22 protein-coding genes are annotated in these 23,156 nt (G+C 62.9%); 11 read left to right on the forward strand and 11 right to left on the reverse strand.

The window, feature by feature from the left end; genetic code table 11:
- Window positions 1-65 precede the first annotated feature (65 nt).
- Both NKH12_RS05100 and NKH12_RS05105 read right to left on the reverse strand, forming a co-directional pair.
- On the reverse strand, window positions 66-2,339 hold the full coding sequence (locus tag NKH12_RS05100; protein ID WP_352952122.1) for a xanthine dehydrogenase family protein molybdopterin-binding subunit: 2,274 nt from the start codon (window positions 2,337-2,339) through the stop codon (window positions 66-68).
- Between the two features lie 2 nt (window positions 2,340-2,341).
- Entirely contained in the window at window positions 2,342-2,803 is a 462-nt protein-coding gene (locus tag NKH12_RS05105) for a (2Fe-2S)-binding protein (RefSeq protein ID WP_352952123.1), read from the reverse strand.
- 123 nt (window positions 2,804-2,926) lie between these two features.
- On the opposite strand from NKH12_RS05105, the gene NKH12_RS05110 reads away from it, so the two are divergent.
- Window positions 2,927-3,523, forward strand: a complete 597-nt coding sequence (locus tag NKH12_RS05110; protein WP_352952124.1) for a TetR/AcrR family transcriptional regulator — start codon at window positions 2,927-2,929, stop codon at window positions 3,521-3,523.
- 14 nt (window positions 3,524-3,537) lie between these two features.
- On the opposite strand, the gene NKH12_RS05115 is transcribed toward NKH12_RS05110, so the two are convergent.
- From NKH12_RS05115 to NKH12_RS05125, 3 genes are all read right to left on the reverse strand, one after another.
- Entirely contained in the window at window positions 3,538-4,668 is a 1,131-nt protein-coding gene (locus NKH12_RS05115; protein ID WP_352952125.1) for a patatin-like phospholipase family protein, read from the reverse strand.
- A 46-nt stretch (window positions 4,669-4,714) separates the two neighbouring features.
- Window positions 4,715-5,497 (reverse strand): 3-hydroxybutyrate dehydrogenase, encoded by a 783-nt coding sequence (locus NKH12_RS05120; RefSeq protein ID WP_502910757.1) that lies wholly within the window; start codon window positions 5,495-5,497, stop codon window positions 4,715-4,717.
- 172 nt (window positions 5,498-5,669) lie between these two features.
- On the reverse strand, window positions 5,670-6,356 hold the full coding sequence (locus tag NKH12_RS05125) for a TetR/AcrR family transcriptional regulator (protein ID WP_352952126.1): 687 nt from the start codon (window positions 6,354-6,356) through the stop codon (window positions 5,670-5,672).
- Between the two features lie 100 nt (window positions 6,357-6,456).
- Between NKH12_RS05125 and NKH12_RS05130 the strand changes: the two genes are divergently transcribed.
- On the forward strand, window positions 6,457-6,903 hold the full coding sequence (locus tag NKH12_RS05130) for a hypothetical protein (RefSeq protein ID WP_352952127.1): 447 nt from the start codon (window positions 6,457-6,459) through the stop codon (window positions 6,901-6,903).
- A gap of 93 nt (window positions 6,904-6,996) precedes the next feature.
- On the opposite strand, the gene phaR is transcribed toward NKH12_RS05130, so the two are convergent.
- On the reverse strand, window positions 6,997-7,608 hold the full coding sequence (phaR, locus tag NKH12_RS05135; protein WP_352952128.1) for a polyhydroxyalkanoate synthesis repressor PhaR: 612 nt from the start codon (window positions 7,606-7,608) through the stop codon (window positions 6,997-6,999).
- Window positions 7,609-7,727: 119 nt separating this feature from the next.
- Here phaR and NKH12_RS05140 point away from each other — a divergent pair, with 119 nt between their 5' ends.
- The 3 genes from NKH12_RS05140 to phbB all read left to right on the forward strand — a co-directional run bounded on the left by NKH12_RS05140 (window position 7,728) and on the right by phbB (window position 9,989).
- On the forward strand, window positions 7,728-7,880 hold the full coding sequence (locus tag NKH12_RS05140; protein ID WP_352952129.1) for a hypothetical protein: 153 nt from the start codon (window positions 7,728-7,730) through the stop codon (window positions 7,878-7,880).
- A 15-nt stretch (window positions 7,881-7,895) separates the two neighbouring features.
- On the forward strand, window positions 7,896-9,080 hold the full coding sequence (locus tag NKH12_RS05145; RefSeq protein WP_352952130.1) for an acetyl-CoA C-acetyltransferase: 1,185 nt from the start codon (window positions 7,896-7,898) through the stop codon (window positions 9,078-9,080).
- A gap of 183 nt (window positions 9,081-9,263) precedes the next feature.
- Window positions 9,264-9,989 carry an acetoacetyl-CoA reductase gene (gene phbB / locus NKH12_RS05150; RefSeq protein WP_258121636.1) on the forward strand — a complete coding sequence of 242 codons (726 nt, stop codon included), beginning with the start codon at window positions 9,264-9,266 and terminating at the stop codon, window positions 9,987-9,989.
- Window positions 9,990-10,075: 86 nt separating this feature from the next.
- On the opposite strand, the gene NKH12_RS05155 is transcribed toward phbB, so the two are convergent.
- Window positions 10,076-11,326, reverse strand: coding sequence for an FAD-dependent oxidoreductase (locus NKH12_RS05155; protein WP_352952131.1), 1,251 nt, complete (start codon window positions 11,324-11,326; stop codon window positions 10,076-10,078).
- Between NKH12_RS05155 and NKH12_RS05160 the strand changes: the two genes are divergently transcribed.
- The 5 genes from NKH12_RS05160 to NKH12_RS05180 all read left to right on the forward strand — a co-directional run bounded on the left by NKH12_RS05160 (window position 11,295) and on the right by NKH12_RS05180 (window position 17,921).
- Window positions 11,295-11,993 (forward strand): TetR/AcrR family transcriptional regulator, encoded by a 699-nt coding sequence (locus NKH12_RS05160; RefSeq protein ID WP_352952132.1) that lies wholly within the window; start codon window positions 11,295-11,297, stop codon window positions 11,991-11,993. The genes NKH12_RS05155 and NKH12_RS05160 overlap by 32 nt on opposite strands.
- A gap of 685 nt (window positions 11,994-12,678) precedes the next feature.
- On the forward strand, window positions 12,679-16,086 hold the full coding sequence (locus tag NKH12_RS05165) for a helicase-related protein (protein ID WP_352952133.1): 3,408 nt from the start codon (window positions 12,679-12,681) through the stop codon (window positions 16,084-16,086).
- Between the two features lie 14 nt (window positions 16,087-16,100).
- A complete protein-coding gene (locus tag NKH12_RS05170; RefSeq protein WP_352952134.1) occupies window positions 16,101-16,487 on the forward strand; it encodes an RNA-binding S4 domain-containing protein in 387 nt (128 codons plus the stop codon).
- Between the two features lie 147 nt (window positions 16,488-16,634).
- On the forward strand, window positions 16,635-16,973 hold the full coding sequence (gene fdxA, locus NKH12_RS05175; RefSeq protein WP_095487362.1) for a ferredoxin FdxA: 339 nt from the start codon (window positions 16,635-16,637) through the stop codon (window positions 16,971-16,973).
- 366 nt (window positions 16,974-17,339) lie between these two features.
- The gene (locus NKH12_RS05180; RefSeq protein ID WP_027152934.1) at window positions 17,340-17,921 is read left to right on the forward strand and encodes a CarD family transcriptional regulator; all 582 of its coding nucleotides are present in this window, start codon (window positions 17,340-17,342) and stop codon (window positions 17,919-17,921) included.
- A gap of 104 nt (window positions 17,922-18,025) precedes the next feature.
- Here NKH12_RS05180 and NKH12_RS05185 read toward each other — a convergent pair whose 3' ends face one another.
- The 3 genes from NKH12_RS05185 to NKH12_RS05195 form a co-directional block, all read right to left on the reverse strand.
- Window positions 18,026-18,799 carry an amino acid ABC transporter ATP-binding protein gene (locus NKH12_RS05185; protein WP_352952135.1) on the reverse strand — a complete coding sequence of 258 codons (774 nt, stop codon included), beginning with the start codon at window positions 18,797-18,799 and terminating at the stop codon, window positions 18,026-18,028.
- On the reverse strand, window positions 18,796-19,476 hold the full coding sequence (locus NKH12_RS05190) for an amino acid ABC transporter permease (protein WP_352952136.1): 681 nt from the start codon (window positions 19,474-19,476) through the stop codon (window positions 18,796-18,798). Before NKH12_RS05190 ends, NKH12_RS05185 begins: the two co-directional genes overlap by 4 nt.
- A 159-nt stretch (window positions 19,477-19,635) precedes the next feature.
- Window positions 19,636-20,409, reverse strand: coding sequence for an amino acid ABC transporter substrate-binding protein (locus tag NKH12_RS05195; protein WP_352952137.1), 774 nt, complete (start codon window positions 20,407-20,409; stop codon window positions 19,636-19,638).
- A 319-nt stretch (window positions 20,410-20,728) separates the two neighbouring features.
- Between NKH12_RS05195 and NKH12_RS05200 the strand changes: the two genes are divergently transcribed.
- A complete protein-coding gene (locus NKH12_RS05200; protein WP_095487366.1) occupies window positions 20,729-21,592 on the forward strand; it encodes an RNA polymerase factor sigma-32 in 864 nt (287 codons plus the stop codon).
- A 3-nt stretch (window positions 21,593-21,595) separates the two neighbouring features.
- Here NKH12_RS05200 and NKH12_RS05205 read toward each other — a convergent pair whose 3' ends face one another.
- Window positions 21,596-23,023 (reverse strand): M48 family metalloprotease, encoded by a 1,428-nt coding sequence (locus NKH12_RS05205; RefSeq protein WP_352952184.1) that lies wholly within the window; start codon window positions 23,021-23,023, stop codon window positions 21,596-21,598.
- Between the last annotated feature and the right edge of the window lie 133 nt (window positions 23,024-23,156).

The following is a 23,156-nucleotide window of genomic DNA, read 5'->3' on the forward strand; positions in this document are numbered from 1 at the left end:
CCTCTGCCGCTCGGGAGGCGCCATCGAAACAGCATGGCAGCAGCTGTCAGCATGATGGGAATATTTCATGCAAAGGTCACCTCCTTCGACAAGGGCAGTGTCCGAATGCGCTTGCCGGTCAGTGCGAAGATGGCGTTGGCCAGTGCCGGTGCCGCCGGCGGTGTGCCGACTTCGCCGACGCCGCCCATCTTGTGAAAATTCTCCAGGATAGCGACTTCGAACGCCGGACACTGGAAGATGCGCATGGCATCGTAGTCGTGAAAATTCGACTGTTCGACCATGCCGTCGGCGAAAGTAATCTCCTGACCCATCGCCGCCGACAGGCCATAAATGGCGGCGGAGATGAGTTGCGCCTCGATGATGCCGGGATCGAGTGCGGTGCCGACATCGGCGGCGATCCATACCTTCTCAATGCGGATTCCGGATGGCGTGTCGGCGACCTGGACAATCTCGCCGACCCAACTGCCGAAGGACAGCGTGAACGCCATGCCCTTGGCCCTGCCGGCGGGCAGCGCCTCGCCCCATTTCGCCATTTCGGCGACCTTCTCGACAACTTTCACCGCCGCCGGATAGGCAGCCATCAGCGTCTTGCGCAGTTCGACCGGGTCGGTTTTCCCGGCGACGGCGATCTCGTCCAGAAATCCTTCATGGAAGAAACCGTTGATTGAACTGCCGACCGATCGCCAGGAGCCGACGGGGATGGAGACGGGTGCGGCGACGCCGGTCACCCGATAGTTCGGGATCGTGTAGGGCTGGTCATAGGCTCCGTCGACGATGGACTTGTCGGGGCCGAGCGGTGGTATCGAGGGAAACAGCCGGCGCAAGGTGCTGGCTATCAGCGATGGCGAGGCAATCGTCATGTCGATGGCGACCGGCATGCCGTCCTCGCCAAGCCGCGCCTGGAATTTGCCGACGGAAGCCGGGCGGTAGGCGTCGTGGCGCATGTCTTCCTCGCGTGTCCAGATCACCTTGATCGGCCGGCCTGCCGTTTCTTTCGCCATCAGCGCGGCACAGAGCGCATAATCCACCTCGACACGTCGGCCGAAGCCGCCGCCCATGAAGGTGGTGTGGACGCTGACCTTGTCCTGTTCGACGCCGACAGCATTGGCGCAAAGCTGCCGCACCAAGGTCGGCGCCTGGTTGCCGCACCAGATGTCGAGGACGCCGTCCTTCAACCGCGCCGTGGCGTTCATCGGCTCCATCGTCGCATGTGCCAGGTAAGGCACGGCATAGTCGGCCTCGACTATCCTTTCTCGCGGCGCGTCGGCGAAGGCGGTATCGACATCGCCATCGTCGCGCATCACCGACCCTTTGGTGCCGAGCGCCTGCTTCAGCACCTCTGAAATGCCGGCGCTGTCCAGCGGATATTCGGGATCGGTCCATTCGGTGTCGATCGCCTCCGCCGCCCTGAACGCCGCCCAGGTGTTTTCGGCGATGATGCCGAAGCCGTGGCCGTAATTGGTTTCGATCGGCACGATCTTGATCACGCCAGGCATTTTCTCGGCGTTGGAGAGATCCGCCTTGACCGGCTTGGCCCAGAAGCGCGGGCTCATCTTGACCGTGCCGTACAGCATCTCCGGCAACGTCACGTCGATGCCGAAGATCGGCGCCCCGGTGACCTTGGCCAGCATGTCGATGCGTTTTTGCGGTTTGCCGAGCAGTTTCCAGTCGGCTTTGTCTTTGAGACTGATATCCGCGGGCGGCGCCATTGTCGCGGCGGTCGCGGCGACAGCGCCGTAGGTCAGCGACTTGCCCGACGCCTTGTGCAGGATCGAACCATTGGCCGTTTCCAGATCGGCGGCAGCTATACCGAGTTTTTGCGCGGCCGCTGCAATCAGCATCTGCCGAGCGGCGGCGCCGGCCTGCCGCATCTTGTCGAAACCGTCGCGCGTCGAGGCCGAGCCGCCGGTGCCTTGCAGGGCGAGGAATTTTCCGACCACGCCCATGCCGGCGCGCACTATTTCCGCGGTCATGCTTTCGTCGAAGAAGGCGAACGGACCGCCCTCTTCCAGGATCGCTGAGTTGTAATAGGCGTAGGAGGCCGGGCCGTGCTCGACCTTGACCTGGCCGAGGTCGACATCGAGCTCTTCGGCAACCATGGCGGCAAGCGTCGTTGAGATGCCTTGGCCCATCTCGGCACGCGGCGCGATGATGGTGATGGTGTTGTCGGCGCCGATCTTCACAAAAGGGTTGAAGGTCGCTTCATCAGCGGCGAGGTCGCCTTCCAGCGGATTCGGATAGGGTTTGCGGTAGTAATAGTAGCCGACGGCGACACCGCCCGCGATGGCAGCCGCGCCGATGAGAAAGGTGCGGCGGGCGATCTTTGCGACACTGGCCATGGTCAGATCCCCGCCGTCTTGAGGACGACCGCCCGCTTGATCGCCGCGCGGATCTTCGGGTAGGTGCCGCAGCGGCAGAGATTGCCGCCCATGGCATTGTCGATGTCGGCATCGGTCGGCTCGGCAACCTCGTCGAGCAGCGCCACCGCGCTCATGATTTGGCCGGCCTGGCAGTAGCCGCATTGGGCGACCTGCTCTTCCAGCCATGCCTGCTGTACCGGATGCAGCCTGCCTTCGGTGCCGATGCCTTCGATCGTGGTGACCGTGCCGGTGACCTCACCGACCGGCAATGAACAGGAGCGCACGGGCTGGCCGTCGACATGCACCGTGCAGGCGCCGCAGGCGGCAATGCCGCAGCCGAACTTCGGCCCGGTCTTGCCCATGAGATCGCGCAGCGCCCACAGCAGCGGCATTTCGGGATCGGCATTGATGTCGAGTGCCTGCCCGTCGACGGTGAGGCGCATGGGGATACCCTTTGTTGTCGTCCGCGGCCCAAGGCGAAAGGCCGGTTCGGCCACTTCTTCCTCATACATATTGACAAATTCCGTCATTTTGTCAACAGAGCTTATACAGGATAAGGTTGCAGCATGATTGAGTCCGAGGACATCGCCACCGACCCCAAGCGCGCCCGAATTCTGGACAGCGCGATGAAGGTGTTTCTGGCCTATGGTTTCGCCCGCACCACCATGGACGACATTGCGCGTGCCGCCGACATGTCGCGGCCGGCGCTTTATCTCCAGTTCAAGAACAAGACCGATATTTTCCGCGCCATAGCCATGATGCTGCTCGGCCGTTCGATCGAGCAGGCGAAAACGGCGCTTAATGGCGACGGCACCTTCGCTGAGCGCATGACGCGGGCAATCGACGAAGCGCTGATCTCGATGATGCGCGCCGTCGTCACCTCGCCACATGGCGCCGAACTCCTCGACATGAAGTCGAGTGTGGCCGATCTGGTAGGACGCTGGCGCGGCGGCCTTGTCGAGCATGTCGCCGCGGCGATCGAGGAAGAGGCCGTGGGAAACGGCGTAGATCTCGCCGCCAAGGGCTTGTCGGCAAAATTGCTGGCCGACATGCTGCTCGACGGGCTGGAAGGCATGAAGACGCGCATCAGCGATCCGGACGAACAGCGGCAAGCGGCGGCCGCACTGATCAAGGTGATCGATCTAGCCTTGCAAAAAAGCTGACAATCCAAAACGCCTCAGGCTTGGCGACGCGCTGCCTCGGGCTTCATGCGTGCCGCGAGGAACTCCTTGACCCGCCGGCCCGGTGCTGGACCACGCACCGGCTTGAAGCCGTCGTCGAGTTCGCCTGAGAGATCAAGCGTCGGCCGCTTGCCGACGGCGTGGTAATTCTCCTCCAGCCAGTCGCTGGCGGCGGTGCGGCCAAGGTCGCGCAGATAGGTCAGGAACGCCCATTCGGCATTGACCTTGGACGATGCCGACAGATCCTTGAACGCCTCGTCGGCATCGATGCGGTGCATGCGGATGTCGCGGTATTCGCCATGCGGCAGCCGGCCTGCGGCGATCAGCTCCTTGACGAAGGCGATCGAACGGAATTCGCGCAGCAGCCCGGCGTTGAAGGCGATCTCGTCGATGCGGTTCTGGATTTCGTTGGCGCTCTTCGGCGTCCCCTCGCGGACCACCGGATTGATCTGCACCAACAGCACGTCCTCGGCGGCAGCCGACTTGAAGAACGGGAACAGCGCCGGATTGCCGCCATAGCCGCCATCCCAGTAGGGCACGCCCTTGATCTCGACGGCGCGGAACAGCTGCGGCAGGCAGGCCGATGCCATCACCGTGTCGAGATCGATCTCGCCGTCGGAAAAGACGTGTAACTGCCCGGTCTCGACATTGGTCGCGGAGATGTACAGCTCCATCGACTTGCAGGCGCGCACATTGCCGAAATTGATCTCCTGTTCGATCACGTCGCGCAGCGGATTGAGGCCGAGCGGGTTGGCGACATAGGGCGAAAACACCCGCGACATGGTGTCGAAAAAGAGATAGCCCGGCGTGTTCTCGATCGACCAGTTGCCCCAGGCCACGTCCCACGGCATGCGCTGCACCGGGCTGAACCGACCCTTCAGCGCCACCGCGCGCCAGAAATCGTCGAGCTTCCGCCGCGCGCCCTCGACGCCGCCACGGACGAAGCCGTCGGCCAGCGCCACTGCGTTCATCGCGCCGGCGCTGGTGCCCGAAACCGCCGCGATGTCGAGCCGCCCGTCCTCCAGCAATCGGTCGAGCACGCCCCAGGAAAAGGCCCCGTGCGAACCGCCACCCTGCAGCGCGACGTTGATCTTCTTGGGCTCCTCCACCTTGCCGTTCGTCGTCATGGCGTTGCCCTTGATTTGTCGGCCAGATTTGTTTCGCACGCCAAATTCACTGGGCGGTCCAGCCGCCGTCGACCGAAATATGCGTGCCGTTTATCTGCGCTGCCGCATCCGAGCACAGGAACACCGCGGCAGCGGCAATTTGCTCGACCGTGACGAATTCCTTGGTCGGCTGCTTTTCGAGCATGACCTCGCGGACCACCGTGTCGCGATCCATCTTGTTCGCCTTCATCTGGTCGGGGATTTGCGCCTCTACCAGCGGCGTCAGCACATAGCCGGGGCAGATGGCGTTGCAGGTGATCTTGTCGCGCGCCAGTTCCAAGGCGACCGTCTTGGTCAGCCCCATGATGCCGTGTTTGGCCGCGACATAGGCCGACTTGAACGGCGAGGCGACCAGCCCGTGGGCCGAGGCGATGTTGACGATCCTGCCGCCGCCGGTTTGTTTCATCAGCGGGATCGCGGCGGCGATGGTGTGGAAGGCCGACGACAAATTGATGGCGATGATCGCGTCCCATTTCTCGATCGGAAATTCTTCCACCGGCGCGACATGCTGGATGCCGGCATTGTTGACCAGGATGTCGACCGAGCCGAATGTCTCGGCTGCTTTCGCGACCAGCGCCCGGCATTCGGCCGGCTTCGACATGTCTGCCTTGATATAGACGGCCTTCACGCCGTGATGTTTGGCGATCGCATCGGTGATGGCACGGTCGTCGGCAGTGTCGGAAAAGGAGTTGACGACGACATTGCAGCCGTCGGCCGCGAGCGCATGGGCGATGGCCAGGCCGATGCCCGAGGTGGAACCGGTGATGATGGCGGTTTTTCTGCTGGGCAAGGCGAAATCCTTCAGTACGGGTGCTAACGGAAGCATATTGCAGTGCAGCATATATGTCTCGTGCGGCGCAAGAACAGCGGCGCGGATTGGCGATGACATGAAATTTTTGTCATGAATGAGGACACCCTCACTCGAAGTTGTGCGCCTGACAGACAGTGTGAAAGCAGTTTTGTCAACGATCCCGGGGAGCCACTTTGGGGTGCTCCCGAGATTGCGTTTTGGATGAAATCCGGCTCATGAAAAGATGGAGAGCCCTCCGCGCGGCGAGGGCTGGCGGCTCGGACGGATGCCACTCCGGGAAATGACCATCGATCGCCATGCGCGCCAACCCGTAGACAAAGGCGCGCGCGGCAAGCACCAGATGGTCAAAGTCGGTGTCCGGAGCAAGCCGACCTTGTTGTTGCGCTTGGGTCAGCAGGTCGACCATCTTCCGGCGAACGGCTTCATTCTGATCACGAAGACTATCCGACGCGTCGAACTCAATCAGCGTTCGAGAACTGATGATCTGGAAATGCGTCGGATTGCTGATCGCCCATTCCAGATAGCCTTGTCCGATCGCTTCGAAGGCCCCTATGGGATCTGCGCTGCCGACTTTTGACTGTGCATCAGCAACGGCCTCAGTCAGCCGGTTCATGGCCTGTTCGGCGACCGCGGTCAGCAGTGCTGTTTTCGACCGAAAATGCCGGAATGGCGCGCCGGGCGAGACGCCTGCACGCTTTGCTGCCTCACGCACCGATACATGCTCTGCTCCGCGCTCTTCAATGATCTCCACGGTAGCAGCGATCAAGGCCTCAACCAGATTGCCGTGATGATAGCGCTTAGGGTTGGCGGCTTCGCCGGAATCCGTGGGGTTGGTCATGTTGCCCAATAGCACGAGGCCGAAATGTAATCACCGATTATTTGCTTGCGTCCAAGCGATTCATATGTAATCAGTGATTACACAATTAACGGAGGTTACCATGCTTCGCATCATCGCAACGACTGCCCTCGCTTTCTCCTTATTGTCGCTCGGGTCTGCCCAGGCCGAAGATCGGCCAACCCTGCAAATCGTCTGGCCGGAGGCCGGTTCAGTCATCGAACTCGGCGCCGATCCCGAGAAGGCGATAGGCGTCGTCGTCAGGAGCAACTTCACGTTGCTGCCTGCGGGTGAATGCGACGGCGTCAGCCAATGCGGCCACGTGCATATGAAGGTCGATCCCGCCGGAGATACCTGCAACATTCCCGGCAAGCCGTACAACGGCATGAACAGCGACTTTGGCGGCGACCTTATCGAGGCTCGTTTCGGCCATTGTCCGGATGCCGCCGGCAAGCACGTGATCGGCGTGCTACTTGCCGATGATCATCACAAGCCCATTCTTGTGGACGGCAAACGCGTTACCGCGCTGGTGACGGTGACGACGAAATAGCGTGGCCGGAGGCACTCAGCCTTATTCGAGGCGGAGAGGCTCTGACACGACCTGCTGATGAGAGAATTCGGCCGGGCTTAGTCCGGCCGGCGATCACGACATAGTGTCGAGCTTGCGCTGCATGGCGGCGATCTGTTCCTTCAACTCCTGAAGGTCGTCGGGTTTTTCCGACGTTTCTTTTCTGGCCGGCTCTGCCGGCGCTGGGGAAGAACCATTCGAGCCTGCGGGTGGGAATGGCGTGAACAGGCGCATGGCGTTCTGGAACATCTCCATGTTGCGGCGCGTCTGCTCTTCCAGCGCCTTAATCGGCGTGGCGATCTTCATCATATCCAGCGGCGACTTGCCCAAGGCACCCTTCATCTGCTCGCGGAAGCGTTCCTGTTCCTTTGAGAAGGCGATCATCGATTGTTCGAGGAAGCTCGGCACGATCATCTGCATCTGGTCGCCGTAGAAGGCGATCAACTGGCGCAGGAACGGAATCGGCAGCATGTTCTGCCCCTCCTTGTTCTCCAGTTCGAAGATGATCTGGGTCAGCACAGGATGGGTGATGTCGTCGCCGGTCTTGGCGTCCTGGACGGTGAACTCCTCGCCCTTCTTGACCATTTCGGCAAGGTCCTCGAGCGTCACATAAGTGCTGGTGCCGGTGTTGTAGAGGCGGCGATTGGCATATTTCTTGATGATAATCGGTTCGTCTTTCGCGGCCATCAGCATCCTCCCAGGACACCGGCGCACTTGAGTAAGCTGCCGGTAACGATTGCGCCTTTTCAAGGATATGCGCAAAAGCGTCACAATTCCAAGTGGTTTGTGCAGTGCGGGATCAATTAATGCTGCAGGGCAGCCTAAATATGCTGCGCAGCAATGGGCGGGCTGTTTCCATCACGATGCGCAACCTGCTTGCGGCGCATGGCCGGCACGCCCATTTCCGGTTTGACTTGGGTCATGGAAAGGGCAAGAAAAGCCCTAACCATACCCCCTGAAGTCTGGAGAAGAACATGTCCGCTTCCAATGCCATTGTCATCGCCAGCGCGGCGCGCACGCCCGTCGGTTCCTTTAACGGCGCCTTTGCCGCCACCCCGGCGCATGAACTGGGCGCCGTGGTCATCAAGGAACTGCTGTCGCGTGCCGGTGTCGAGCCGGCGGAGGTCGATGAGGTGATCCTCGGCCAGGTGCTGACCGCGGCTCAGGGCCAGAACCCCGCCCGCCAGGCCTCTATCAATGCCGGCCTGCCAAAGGAAACCACCGCCTGGAGCCTCAATCAGGTTTGCGGCTCAGGTCTGCGCGCCATCGCGCTTGGCATGCAGCAGATCGCCACCGGCGATGCCAAGGTGATCGTCGCCGGCGGGCAGGAATCGATGTCGCTGGCCCCGCATGCTCAACACCTGCGTGCCGGCGTCAAGATGGGCGACTACAAGATGATCGATACCATGATCAAGGACGGGCTGTGGGATGCCTTCAATGGCTACCACATGGGCAACACAGCCGAAAACGTCGCTCGCCAGTTCCAGATTACCCGCGAGGACCAGGACCGGCTCGCATTGGCCTCCCAGAACAAGGCAGAGGCTGCGCAGAAGGCCGGCAAGTTCAAGGACGAGATCGTAGCTTTCACCGTCAAGGGCAAGAAGGGCGACACCATCGTCGACCAGGACGAATACATTCGCCACGGCGCGACAATCGACGCCATGACCAAGCTAAGACCGGCCTTCGACAAGGACGGCACGGTGACCGCCGCCAATGCCTCTGGCATCAATGACGGCGCCGCCGCTGTGCTGCTGATGACCGAAGCCGAAGCCGCAAAGCGCGGCATCACGCCGCTGGCGCGCATCGTGTCCTGGGCGACCGCGGGTGTCGATCCGCAGATCATGGGCACCGGGCCTATTCCCGCCTCGCGCAAGGCGTTGGCCAAGGCCGGCTGGTCGGTCGGCGATCTCGACCTGGTCGAGGCCAACGAGGCCTTCGCCGCCCAGGCCTGCGCCGTCAACAAGGACATGGGCTGGGATCCGTCCATCGTCAATGTCAATGGCGGCGCCATCGCCATCGGCCATCCGATCGGCGCTTCGGGCGCCCGCATCTTCAACACGCTGGTCTACGAGATGAGGCGCCGCGGCGCCAAGAAGGGCCTCGCCACGCTGTGCATCGGCGGCGGCATGGGCGTTGCCATGTGCGTGGAAGCGCTATGAAGACAGACTACAGCGCCGGGCGTCCCTTGGGACGCCCAAAGGACGCTGTAGCTTTCCGAAAATCGATTTCGATTTTCGGGGTTCATGCGCAAGGCAAGCCATGAAATAGTCGGGGGCGAACGGGGCTCAATCGCCGTTAGAGCGTTCCCCGCCCGTCACTCACGAATTAAAAGGGAGGACATCATGACAAAGGTAGCACTCGTCACCGGCGGGTCGCGTGGTATTGGCGCCGCGATCTCTATCGGCCTGAAGAACGCCGGCTATCATGTTGCCGCGAACTACGCCGGCAATGACGAAGCGGCGCAGAAATTCAAGGCAGAGACCGGCATCCCGGTCTACAAATGGTCGGTCGCCGACTACGATGCCTGCGCCGCCGGCATCAAGCAGATCGAGGCCGATCTCGGCCCGGTTTCCGTTCTGGTCAACAATGCCGGCATCACCCGCGACGCCATGTTCCACAAGATGACGCGCGAGCAATGGAAAGAGGTCGTCGACACCAATCTTTCCGGCGTCTTCAACATGACGCACCCGCTGTGGGGCGGCATGCGCGACCGCAAGTTCGGCCGCGTCATCACCATCTCCTCGATCAACGGCCAGAAGGGCCAGACCGGCCAGGTCAACTATTCGGCGTCGAAGGCCGGCGACATCGGCTTCACCAAGGCGCTCGCCCAGGAAGGGGCGCGGGCCGGCATCACCGTCAATGTCATCTGCCCCGGCTATATCGCCACCGAGATGGTCAGGGCGATGGACGAGAAGGTGCTCAACGAGCGCGTCATCCCGCAGATCCCGGTCGGCCGCCTCGGCGAGCCGGAAGAGATCGCACGCTGCGTCGTCTTCCTCGCTTCCGACGATGCCGGCTTCATCACCGGCTCGACCATCTCCGCCAATGGCGGCCAGTACATCACCTGAGGCGTCGGCCCATGGCCGGTAACTGATGTACCGGCCCAACGCCCACACGGCCAAGACCGAGGTTGGGAGCCGCACAATCGCGGCGGTCAGGCGACGAGCTTCAGCCCTGGTTCGGCTGCAGGCTTGGTCTGGGTGATCGGACCCGGCTCGCGCAAAGGTGCCGGCAGGCGGGCAAGCGGCGCCCGGCTGAGGCCTGACAGTTTCAAGGCGATGCGACGTTTCAAGAATGGGTTGAGGTTCAGCACCGAAAGCACGAGATTGCGGACGAACCGCTTAGCCGGACTGCGGGTAAGCGCCATGTTTGTCATCGTGCCCGCCAGTTCAAGCACCTCTCGGGCCGCCGGGCGCCGCAGTGTTTCGTAGAGGTCGAGCTCCGCTTCCGGGCGCACGCCGTTCACCACGTCGCCAAGCAACTGGCCAAGCACGACCGCATCGATGATGCCGGTGTTCATGCCTTGCCCTCCCGCCGGGCTATGCACGTGAGCGGCATCACCTATGAGGAACAATCGGTCCTTGCGGTACGAGCGGACCAGGCGGTGATGCACGCGAAAACGCGAACTCCACGATAGCTCGAGCACCCGCGTTCTTTCTTTGGTCGGTCCACGGCTGTCGAGCAGCGCCTGGATATCGGCGATTTCGGGCTTTTCCGGTGCGTCATCCATCGTTGCGACGACCCGGTACGATCCGTCCGGAAGCGGCGCCACCACCACCAGCCCGGCCGGTGCAAAGAACAGCGACACTTCCGTCGGCCCAACCGGCCAGTCGAGACGAACATCGGCGAGTACGAACGAAGCGTCATAGGCCGCGCCGTCGAACTCGATGCCGGTCGACCTGCGCACCAGGCTTTGCATGCCGTCGGCACCAACGACATAGCGTGCCGATATCGGTCTCTCGCGGCCATTCTCGACCACCGTCACGCGCGCGCCGTCAGCATCCTGAACGACCGCCTTGGCCTCGACCATGCGGTGAATCACGCCGCCCAGGGCGGCGATCCGTTCGGCGAACACCTGCTCGGTCAGGTTCTGAGACAGCATCATCAGATAGGGATGCCTTGACGGAAGCTTGCTGAAATCGAGCTTGAGCAGCGCCCGATTGCGGTCGCGGATGGCGAAATTCTGCAGCTTCAGGGCAAGTTCGCTTAGCCGCTGCGTGACGCCGAGAGGCTCCAGCGTTTCCAGCGTCTGGGCGTGGATGACGCCAGCCCGCGAGGTCCGAAGGCCCTGCGCCAGCCTGTCGATCAGAACGTGATCGACACCGGCCTGGTGCAGCACGATGGACAGCGCCATGCCGGTCGGGCCGGCGCCGATGATCAGGACTTCGGTTGTATCGGGCAACATTTTTTCTCTCCATTTGTCAACGATCGTTGACTTTCTAGTCGAACTCATTGCATTTGTCAACGGCCGTTGGCATATTGATTTCATGACCGAGAATCAGCCGAAGAAACCCAGCAAGTCGGACCGCACGCGCGCCCAAATCCTCGAGGCCGCGAGGCTCCTGTTCGCCGAGCACGGCTATGACGGCGCCTCCATCCGCGACGTCGCAGCGCAGGCCTCGATCGATCCGGCCATGGTGATCCGCTATTTCCGCAGCAAGGACGAGCTGTTCGCCAGGGCGGCGGTCGTCGACCTGCAATTGCCGGCACTGCGGGTGATCGATCGAAGCACCATCGGTGAAACGCTGATCAGGCGTTTTCTCGAAATCTGGGAGGGCGCGGCCAGCGGTCCTGGCATGGCAATTCTGCTGCGTTCGGCGACGTCGAACGAATTCGCCGCCGAAAAGTTACGTGACGTATTTGCCAACCAGGTGAGGCCGGTGGTTGCGGCGGTCGCTGACCCCGCCGATGCGGGTCGACGTGCCGGGCTCGTTTCGAGCCAGTTGCTGGGTCTGGCGATGTGCCGATACCTGCTGCGGCTTCCGCCCGTCGTCGCCCTGTCCCACGACGAAATTATCCAGAACGTCGGCCCTACTTTGCAGCGCTATGCCGTGGGAGAGGAAGTGTCTTGAACCAGCCGTTCAGGATTTTTGGTCTGGTCCTCGTGCAGCGACTGCGTCGACCGATGGACGCGGCGCCGATCTGTGCCGAAGCGGCACGCAAAGGTTAACGGCGGCGGCGCAGCTGTGCAAAACCTTCTTTCCTGCCTGTGGATACCCGGTGGAAAACCTGTTCACGACACAACATATTGGGGTGAACAAACCGGGAAACATCCGCCAAGGCTGATTCGTCGCCGTTTCGTTCCGGCTTTGAGCGGAAGGTTAACGACAAAGGCTGAGAACATCCCCGAATCGTTAAGGCGCGTTTAGGAAAAATTAATGATTTCGAAATGTTGGATGACGCCCGCCGACCTGCGTCGCTCGTTCGACGGCAAAGGTTAACGGCTACATCCGTCCTGCATGAATCGGGCCAGTTCGGCGATTCAGCATATGGTGAGACTCGCCGGCGAAAAATCCAGATATAGCCGTGAACAAAACCTGAATCAGCGAGAGTCAGCGATTCGTAGCCGATTCGTTCCAGACTCGTTCTAACTGTTAAATCAGGACCGTTTGACAACACCAGACGAGAGCCTTCGATCTGCCGTCGGAACATTCCGCTTTCGCTTCGCGCCCGAAATCCCTATGTGTCGCTTGTCACACGCGCCAGAACGGGGCGCGCTCCCGACAACGCGAGGCAGAGAGCCTTATTTCCAGGTCGATGAACATCCAGCCGAAACACACTGAACCGCTGATCCTGTCGGGCCGCGATGTGACCGCCGTGCTCGGGCCGACCAACACCGGTAAGACCCATCTCGCCATCGAGCGCATGGTGGCGCATGAAAGCGGCATTATCGGCCTGCCGCTCAGGCTGCTCGCCCGCGAGGTTTATTCACGCGTCTGCGAGAAGGTCGGTGCTCACAAGGTGGCGCTCATTACCGGCGAGGAGAAGATCCAGCCCGACGGCGCCAGATATTCGGTCTGCACCGTGGAAGCCATGCCGCGCGAGACCGACGCCGCCTTCGTTGCCATCGACGAGGTCCAGCTGGCCGGCGATCTCGAGCGCGGCCACATCTTCACCGACCGCATCCTGCATCTGCGCGGCCGCCAGGAGACACTGCTGCTCGGCGCAGCCACCATGCACGGCATCCTCCAGCGTCTGCTGAAGGGCGTGTCGGTGGTGACGCGGCCACGGCTGTCGCATCTCGCCTATGCCGGCTCGAAGAAGCTCACCCGCCTGCCGCGACGCACGGCGATCGTCGCCTTTTCCGCCGATGAGGTCTATGCGATCGCCGAACTGATCCGCCGCCAGCAGGGCGGTGCGGCCGTTGTGCTCGGCGCGCTATCGCCCCGCACCCGCAACGCGCAGGTGGCGCTGTTCCAATCGGGTGATGTCGACTATCTGATCGCCACCGATGCGATCGGCATGGGCCTCAACCTCGATCTCGATCATGTCGCCTTCGCCCAGAACCGCAAGTTCGACGGCTACCAATACCGCAATCTGACCGCGGCCGAGCTCGGCCAGATCGCCGGCCGCGCCGGCCGGCACTTGCGCGACGGAACCTTCGGCGTCACCGGCCAGGTCGATCCGCTGGACGAGGAACTGGTCAAGAAGATCGAAGCGCATGATTTCGACCCGGTGAAGGTGCTGCAATGGCGCACCGCGCGTTTCGATTTCGTCAACCTCGACGCGCTGAAGCGCTCGATCGAGACCAACGCGCCGGTTGAAGGCCTGACGCGCGCGTTGCCCGCCGTGGATGCGCAGGCGCTCGAACATCTGTCCCGCGATGAAGACATCCGGGCGCTTGCCACCGACGCCAAACGCGTGGCGCTGTTATGGGAGGCCTGCGCCCTTCCCGACTACAGGAAGATCGCGCCGGCCCAGCATGCCGACCTGATCGCCTCGATCTATATGGACCTTGCCAGGCATGGCCATGTCGACGAGAATTACATGGCCGAGCAGGTGCGCCGTGCCGACACCACCGAGGGCGACATCGACACGCTGTCGCACCGGATCGCCCAGATCCGCACCTGGACTTTCGTTTCCAACCGGCCCGGCTGGCTGGCCGATCAGGCACACTGGCAGGAAAAGACGCGCGAAATCGAGGACAGATTGTCGGATGCGCTGCATGAGCGGTTGACGAAACGCTTCGTAGACCGCAGGACTTCCGTCCTCATGCGGCGCCTTAGAGAAAATACCATGCCTGAAGCCGAAATCAGTCCAACCGGAACCGTCCTCGTCGAAGGCCATCATGTCGGCGAGTTGCAGGGGTTCCGCTTCACCGCCGACCAGAGCGCCGGCGGCGAGGACGCCAAGGCGGTGCGCACAGCAGCCCAGAAGGCGCTTGCAGCCGAATTCGAGGCGCGGGCCGAACGCTTCGGCGCCTCGGCCAATGGCGACATCGCGCTCGGCTCCGATGGCACGCTGCGCTGGATCGGCGCGCCGATCGGCACGCTGGTCGCCGGCGAGGAGCCGTTGAAGCCGCGCCTTGTGCTGCTGGCCGACGAGCAGCTCACCGGCCCCGCCCGCGACAAGGTCGCGGCGCGCGCCGAGCGCTTCGTCAATTTCCAGATCGAGTCCCTGCTGAAGCCGCTGGTCGACCTCAAGAACGCTGAGCAGATCACCGGCATCGGCCGCGGCATCGCCTTCCAGCTCGTCGAGCATTTCGGCCTCATCAATCGCCGCGACATCGCCGAGGAGATGAAGTCGCTCGATCAGGAAGGCCGCGCCGCCCTTCGCCGGCTCGGCGTGCGCTTCGGCGCCTACCACGTCTTCGTGCCCGCGCTGATCAAGCCGGCCCCGGCCGGACTGGTGACGCTGTTGTGGGCGCTGAGAAACGACGGCAAGGACAAGCCCGGCTTTGGCGACGTGGTTCACGCGCTGGCCTCCGGCCGCACCTCGGTGGTCATCGATCCCACCTTCGACAAGGCCTTCTACAAACTGGGCGGCTACCGCAATCTCGGCCGTCGCGCGGTGCGCGTCGACATCCTTGAACGGCTGGCCGACCTGATCCGGCCCGCAACCAACTGGAAGCCGGGCCTCGGCCAGCGCCCCGACGGCGCCTATGACGGTCAGTCCTTCATGGTGACGCCGCCGATGATGTCGATCCTCGGCGCCACGGCCGACGACATGGAAGAGATTTTGAAGGGCCTCGGCTACCGGGCGGAGCCGAAGCCGGCGGTCGAGGTGAGGGCGCGGCTCGAGGCACAGGACAATGCCGCGCGTGAAGCCGCCGCGGCCAAGCAGGCGGCGGAAGAGCAAGCCGAGCAGGCCAAGGCAGCGGCAGCCGCGATTGCGGACGCAGCTGCCGAGGCGCCGGCCGAGAGTTCGGGTGCGGATGCGGCTGCCGTGGCAGAGGCAGCAGCCGAAGTTCCCGCGGAACCCGCCACCGAAGCGGAACCTGTCGCGGAAGCTCAGCTGGAAACTCAGAGTGAGGTCACGGAAGAGGAGCTGCCTGCAGCTGAAGTGCCTGCGGTATCAGCGGCTCGGCCAGAGGCAGAACCCGAAGCCGCCGAGGTTGAGGTCGCACCGGCGGAACCGGCTTCCGAAGCCTCGCCCGCAACGGAAGCGATATCGGCCGAACCTGCCGCGGCGGCGGAGGCCGCCACCGGCGAGGGTGCTCCAGAGGCCGAGAAAGAGGCCGAAGAGCCAAAACCCATCCTGTTGTGGCGGCAGGGCCGCTTCGACCAGCGTCCGCGCCACCGCCACCACGACAACCGGTCCCGTGACAGGGACAATCGCCCGCGCAGCGGGCAAGCCGCGCGCGATGGCCGTGGCGACGCACCGGCAGATGCCACCGGCGGACAACCGGCCGGCGCTCCAGGCAGCCGGCCCGCCCACGAAGGACGCCGCGACGGCGACGGCAAGCCGCGCTTCGATCGCAGCAAATTCAAGCCCAAGCCCCAGGGCGAGACGGGAGAGCGGCGCGATGGCAAGCCGCAGGGCGAGCGTTCCGATCGTCGCGAAAGCCGGCCTGACTGGAAGGGCGGCAGGCAAGACGGCAAGGGTGGCGCGCCAGGTGGAAAGCCCGCGTTCCAGCCTAAGCCTCGCGAGGAGCGTCCCGTGCGCTTCGACCCGGATTCTCCATTCGCCAAGCTCGCCGCGTTGCGCGACCAGCTGAAGAAGTAAGTTCGCTCGCTCCGATGGTCACTGATGCCCGCCAGCGCATTGACAAATGGCTGTTCTTTTCGCGTGCGGTGAAATCGCGCTCGCTGGCAGCGAAGCTGGTGGTGGCCGGACGCGTCCGCATCAATCGCGACAAAGCAGCGCAGGCCTCCGATCTGGTCCGGGCCGGCGACGTCCTGACCATCACTCTCGAGCGGCGCATCTTCGTCTGGAAAGTGCTCGGCACCGGGATCCGGCGCGGCCCCGCAGAGGAAGCGCGCACGCTCTACGAGGATATGTCGCCGCCACCCGCGCCGAAGGGCGAAGCCGTTGGCGATGCGATCCCCGCGCTGCGCGATGCCGGCAGCGGCCGCCCGACCAAGAAGGAACGCCGGGAGACCGACCGGCTGTTCGGCGACGACTGACGCATAACCGGGTTTCGCCGCATAGCCCTCTGGAGTTCCATTCCGGAAACACCGGTATCGCGCGCAATGGCTGCCCTTGCAAGCGGCGGGTAAAGACGTTACCTCACCAAAAAGCCTAACAAAAACGGGACGTCCCGGAGCCGACCGATGACCTATGTCGTGACCGACAATTGCATAAAATGCAAATACATGGACTGCATCGAGGTCTGTCCGGTCGACTGTTTCTACGAAGGCGAGAACATGCTCGTCATCCATCCCGACGAGTGTATCGACTGCGGCGTCTGCGAACCGGAATGCCCGGCCGACGCGATCAAACCGGACACCGAGCCGGGCCTCGACAAATGGCTGCAGATCAACACCGAATACGCTGACAAATGGCCCAACATCACCGCCAAGAAGGAGCCTCCGGCCGACGCCAAATCCTTTGATGGCGAGGCCGGCAAGTTCGAGAAATATTTCTCCGCCGAGCCCGGCGAAGGCGACTGACAAGACCGCTGATTCAGCCAGCATGACGCCGCGTAATAGGCACGGCACATTAACCGCCTTGACAGGCGGCGATGACGCATGGCCTTCGCGCGTGCAGCAAAACCTTGATTCTTCCGACTTTTTGTGCTACATCAACCAAACATGCCGGTGACACAACGTCGATTTATGGCGCAAACGCCCCAAATCACTGAAAGGTGAATTTCTCAATCCGGACCAGAGTGATCTGGGGCAGGCCGTCGCAATTATGCGGTTTGCCGGCCGCGGCTTTTCCGGTGGCTTCATAGTTGTGCGGCTAATGATCGGTTACCCGATCGCGCGAGTTCGGCCGGCAGAATGCCGGTACCACACCAAGGAGTTCATGGCGTAATGGCAACAATCACCCCGCAGAAGAAGTCCAGCGCAGCGCGTCACGGTTTTAAGACCGGCGAGTACATCGTCTATCCGGCGCATGGCGTCGGCCAGATCGTCTCGATCGACGAGCAGGAAGTTGCGGGCCACAAGCTGGAACTGTTCGTCATCGACTTCCAGAAGGACAAGATGCGCCTGAAGGTTCCGGTTGCCAAGGCGACCTCCATTGGCATGCGCAAGCTGTCGGAAGAAGATTATGTCGATCGCGCGCTGAAGGTCGTGCAGGGCCGCGCCCGCGTCAAGCGCACCATGTGGTCGCGCCGCGCGCAGGAATATGACGCGAAGATCAATTCCGGCGACCTGATCTCGATCTCGGAAGTGGTGCGCGACCTCTACCGCGCCGACAACCAGCCGGAGCAGTCCTATTCCGAGCGCCAGCTTTATGAGGCGGCACTCGACCGCATGGCGCGCGAGATCGCGGCCGTCAACCGTATGTCGGAAACCGAAGCGGTGCGCCTCATCGAAGTGAACCTCAACAAGGGTCCGAAGCGCGGCGCCAAGGCCGACAACGAAGAAGCCGAGCAGGAAGAAGCAGCCTGAGCGCTTTTCGCCTTCGAATTTTGAAAAACCCGACCTCGCGCCGGGTTTTTTGTTTCCGGGTGATCGTCACCCAAAACCGCTACGCGCTTTTTGGGCGGCACGCATTAACCTTCGCCGCCGCCTTCCTTCTCCGCTTCCTGTTTCAGCGTCGCGATGAACCGCTTGGTCCGCTGGCGCTCCGGATTGCTGAACAAAACAGCGGCGGGGCCTTTCTCAACGATAGCGCCAGCGTCGAGGAACACCACCTCCTGCGCGATTTTCGATGCGAGGCGCAGGTCGTGCGTCGCCATCACCATGGTGGTGCCCTCGCGCGCGAGTTGGCTGAGCACGTCGACCACCTCCTGCGCCAGTTCCGGATCGAGCGCCGAGGTCGGCTCGTCGCACAGCAGCACTTTCGGCGACGGCGCCAGCGCCCGGGCGATCGCCACGCGTTGCTGCTGGCCGCCTGACAGCGTCGCCGGCCAAGCATCGGCCTTGTGTGCCATCCCGACCTTTTCGAGCAGAGCGAGCGCCCGCTCGCGCGCTCGCTCGACCGGCCATTTCAGCACCGTCACCAGCCCCTCCATGACATTTTCGATCGCGGTGCGGTGTGGGAACAGCTGGAAATTCTGGAACACCATGCCCGTCTGCAGCCGCAGGCGCTGGATGGCCCTGCCGGAAACCTTGCCGCCGGGATGGAATTCGAGCGCGTCGTCACCGATGCGCACTGTGCCCGAAGTCGGGATCTCGAGCAGGTTGATGCAGCGCAGAAGCGTGCTTTTCCCGCCGCCCGAGGGGCCGACAAGGGCGGTGACGCTGCCTTCCTCGATCGTGACAGTCACGCCCTTCAGCACAAGGTTGTCGCCGAAGCGCTTCTCGATGTCGGTGAGACCGATCATGAGCGCGCCTCCAGAAAGCCGCCATAGCGGTTGAGCCGCTTTTCCAGGCGCGTCTGCAATGCCGAGAGCACGGAGCTCAGCCCCAGATAGAGAGCCGCCGCCTCGACATAGAGGATCAGCGGCTCATAGGTGGTAGCGACGATGCGCTGCGCCGCCTGGAACATCTCCGGCACGGTGATGGCGGCGGCCAGCGATGTATCCTTGACCAGCGAGATGAAGGTGTTGGACAGCGGTGGCACCGCGACGCGGCCGGCCTGCGGCAGTATTGTACGCCGCATTGCCTGGCTCCAGGTCATGCCGATCGAATAGGCCGCCTCCCACTGCCCCTTTGGCACCGAGCCTATGACCGCGCGGATGATCTCCGATGTATAGGCGCCGATGTTGAGCGTGAAGCCGATCAACGCGGCTGAAAAAGCGTCGAGCAGGATGCCGACCGAAGGCAAGCCGTAGAAGATCAGGAAGAGCTGCACCAGAAGTGGCGTGCCGCGGAAGATCCAGACGTAGAAGCGGACCACGGCGACCAGCGGCTTCGGGCCGAACAGTCGGACAAGCGCCGCGATCAATCCCACGAAGAGGCCGAAGGCGAACGACAGCAGCGTCAGCGGCACGGTGAAGATCAGCGCGGCCCACAGCAACGTGGGCAACGAGTCCAGCATCAATTGCAGCCAGTGCGGCACGAAAACCCTCCTTGCGAGATTGCCGCCCAGAACCGGCCCGGCAGCATCGAGACGCGATCATTCGGTCGTCATATCACGCGAAAAGCGGCGGCCGTCAAAGACGGCTCGCCGCGATACTTGCCATGCGGGCCGCCAACCGGCCCGCTCTCTGAAACGTGCTTACTTCGAAACATCCTGGCCGAAATAGGTGTCGGCGATCTTCTGGTACGTGCCGTCGGCCTTGATATCGGCCAGCGTCTGATTGATGGCGGCGACCAGTTCCGGATCGCCCTTGCGCACGAGGACGCCGGAATAGTCGGCGTTTTCTTCCTGCGCGGCGATCTTCACATTGGCGTCGGGCTTGTGCTTCTTGAAATCGAGGAAGGACAGGCTGTCGTTGATGGTGGCGTCGGCGCGGCCGGTAAGAAGCAGCTGGATCGATTGGTCGAAACCATCGGTGCCGACGAGCTCGGCGCCGTTCGTTTCGGCGAGTTTGCCGAAATTCGAAGTCAGCGACTGCGCCGCCTTCTTGCCCTTGAGGTCGGCAAAGCCCTTGATATCGGTATTGTCGCCGCGCACGATCAGCACCGCCTTGGAAGCGATGTAGGGATCGGAGAAATCATACTTGGCCCTGCGCTCCTCGGTGATACCGACCTGGTTGATGACGGCGTCATAACGCTTGGCGTCGAGGCCGGCGATCAGCCCATCCCATTTGCCTTCGAGGAATTCGGCCTTGACGCCGAGGCGCTCGGCGATCGCCTTGGCGATCTCGACGTCGAAGCCGACCAATGCGCCCGAGGCATCATGATAGGTGAAGGGGGCATAGGTACCTTCCGTGCCGATCTTGAAGACACCGGCCTGCTTGATCTGATCGAGGTTGGCGCCGGCATGGCCTGTTGTGACGACCAGTACCTGCAGTGTTCCGGCGACGATAAGCGATTTGAGCCATTTCATTTTTCTGTGATCCCGTCATTGGCCGGCGTCCGGCGCATTTGTGAGCGCCGGAAACTGACAGATGCAGGCTGGCGAAATAAGGAACCAGATTTCAAAAATGAGACGCTTTCGAAATCCAATTCTCAAAACCACATCGAGTCACGCCAACCGACCGCGTAGCGAGCTTTCGGACAGTGCAATCCGCGCGACATCAGCGGCGGAACCATTCACTCGCGTGGCACGTTCTTGGCTGTTGTAGGGCGCGGCGTCGCCAATTCAACCACGATGCCAGCTCAGGGTCGAGTGATCGCACCGCAACGCCCGGAACAGGGAGCGTGGCATGATGGAAGATACGGCAGGGCGAACCATGGTCCGCGCGGCGATGAAAGCCCCCTATCTCGAGCGCGACGAAGAGCATCTTCTCGCGTTGCGCTGGAAGGAAGACAACGACCAGCAGGCGCTGCACCAAATCGCCATGGCACATATGCGGCTGGTCATTTCCATGGCCTCGAAATTCCGCCACTATGGTCTGCCCTTGGGCGACCTGGTCCAGGAAGGCCATGTCGGCCTGCTGGAGGCGGCGGCCCGCTTCGAACCGGAGCGCGAGGTGCGGTTTTCGACCTACGCGACGTGGTGGATCCGCGCCTCGATGCAGGACTATATCCTGCGCAACTGGTCGATCGTGCGCGGCGGCACCAGTTCGGCGCAAAAGGCGTTGTTCTTCAATTTGCGGCGCCTGCGCGCCCGCTTGGCTAACGGTGCCGAGCCGATCTCGAATACCTCGCTCTACCGCGAGGTGTCGGTCGCGCTCGGCGTCTCGGAGGCCGACGTGGCGATGATGGACTCCCGCCTTTCGGCACCGGATAGCTCGCTCAACCAGCCGCTCGCCGACGATGCGGGCGCCACCGAGCGAATGGATTTCCTGGTTTCGGACGATCCTTTGCCAGACGAGGTCGTGGGCGACACGATCGATGTCGAACGCCGCTCGGTCTGGCTGAAAACGGCGCTCGGCGCGCTCAATGCCCGCGAGCTCAGGATCATCGAGGAGCGCCGGCTGAGCGACGAGGGCGCGACGCTCGAAGCACTCGGCGAGGCGCTCGGCATCTCCAAGGAGCGCGTCCGCCAGATCGAGGCCCGCGCCATGGAAAAGCTCAAGATAGCGCTGGTGAAGCAAAACCCCGAGTTTCTAGCGACAGCCGCCTGACTCTTATTTGTCGGTGATGATCTTGACCTTATCGCCGGCCGAAACGGCTGCGCCGGGCGACATTGCATTGAGCACCCTGAACAGGTCGAGCTTGCGGTCGACGCCGACCATCTGCGCGGCGAGCGACCCCATGGTCTGTCCGGGCCGCACCGTGACGACGCGGATATGCAGCGGCTTCAGCGCCGCTTTCTCGGCCGCGCTCAAGATACGGAAGGAGCCGCTGACCGCGCGCGCCACGGCATCCAGCGAGGTGCTGGCGGAGGGGGCAGCCGTCAACAGCCGGTAGACCTGGCCGCCGGCGCGGATCACCGCGATGTCGAACTGCCAGCCCTCGGCACTGGCATGCGCCGTCGCCGCCTCGTTGCCGTTGATCGTTTCCTGGCGCACGCTGCTTTCGTCGAGACCGGCCACCCAGCCGCTGCGGATGTAGTCGGTCAGCGAGCGGCTCTTGTCGATCGAAACGCCGTCGAAGCGGATCGCTATGTCGCCTGGCCCGGTTGCCGTCACCGCCGCGGCCGAGTTGTCGATAATGAAGCCATCGGGCACCGAGAACGACACGCCGAGCCCCGGATGCAGGAAGGTTTCGCCACGCACATAGCCCTCCTCCGGCGTGTCGCCATAGAGCAGGCCATCTATGCCGGCGAGGAATGGGTCGCGGTCGCGCGTGCCGACGCCGGGCGCGCCGAACTGGCGGGCGTGACGCTGCGCGAGGTCGATGCGCTGCGGCGTGTTGGGGTGCGTCGCCAGGAAGTCGAGGCTGGCGTCGGTGGCGCCGCTAATCGAGCGGAAATCGGTGTAGGCCGACATGGACTGCAGGAAGCGGCCGGCGGCAAAGGGATCGAAGCCCGCCTCGCCGATCGACTTGATGCCGATGCCATCGGCCTCCAGCTCCTGATTGCGCGAGAACTGGGCAAGCCGCAGCTTGCCGCGGATCAGTGCCGCCTTGGCGGTCGGGCTGTCGCCGAGCACGTCAGAGACGACCTTGGTTGCAAACCCCTCCTCGGCCTCGAGCTGCTGGCGCTGCAAGCCGTGGTTCGCGGTGACGTGGCCCATCTCATGCGCGATGACCGCGGCGAGCTCGGCCGAATCGTTGGCCAGCGCCAACAGGCCGCGCGTGATGTAGAGATAGCCGCCCGGCAGTGCGAAAGCATTGACGTTGGGCGAATTGAGGATCGTGATGCGATAGGTCTGGCTCGGGTTGGCCGACACCACGGTCAGGCTGCCGACGACTTTGGCGACCATGCGCTCGAGCTTGGGATCGGAATACTCCCCGCCATAGGTGGCGAGGATGCGCGGGTGCTGCGCCTTCGCCATTTCGGCGAGCTTGCTGTTGGCGGCGACATTGTCGACCGTGATCGGTTTGCTGGAAGGCTGGAAGCCGGATTCCTGAACGTCCGGAGGCGTGAACATCTGGCAGCTTGCCAGCGCCATGGCAAAGCCGGCCAGCGCGAGGACGCGCGCCAGCGGTTTCCTTCTCACTCTGTCGGTGCCGGTCGGCAGAACAGCTTCCTTTCGGGTCTCAGCACATGGCCCCGAAAATCGGGCATCGATTTCCAGAAAGGAT

This window comes from Mesorhizobium sp. M1322, assembly GCF_040318085.1.
In the GTDB taxonomy this organism is placed as follows: domain Bacteria; phylum Pseudomonadota; class Alphaproteobacteria; order Rhizobiales; family Rhizobiaceae; genus Mesorhizobium.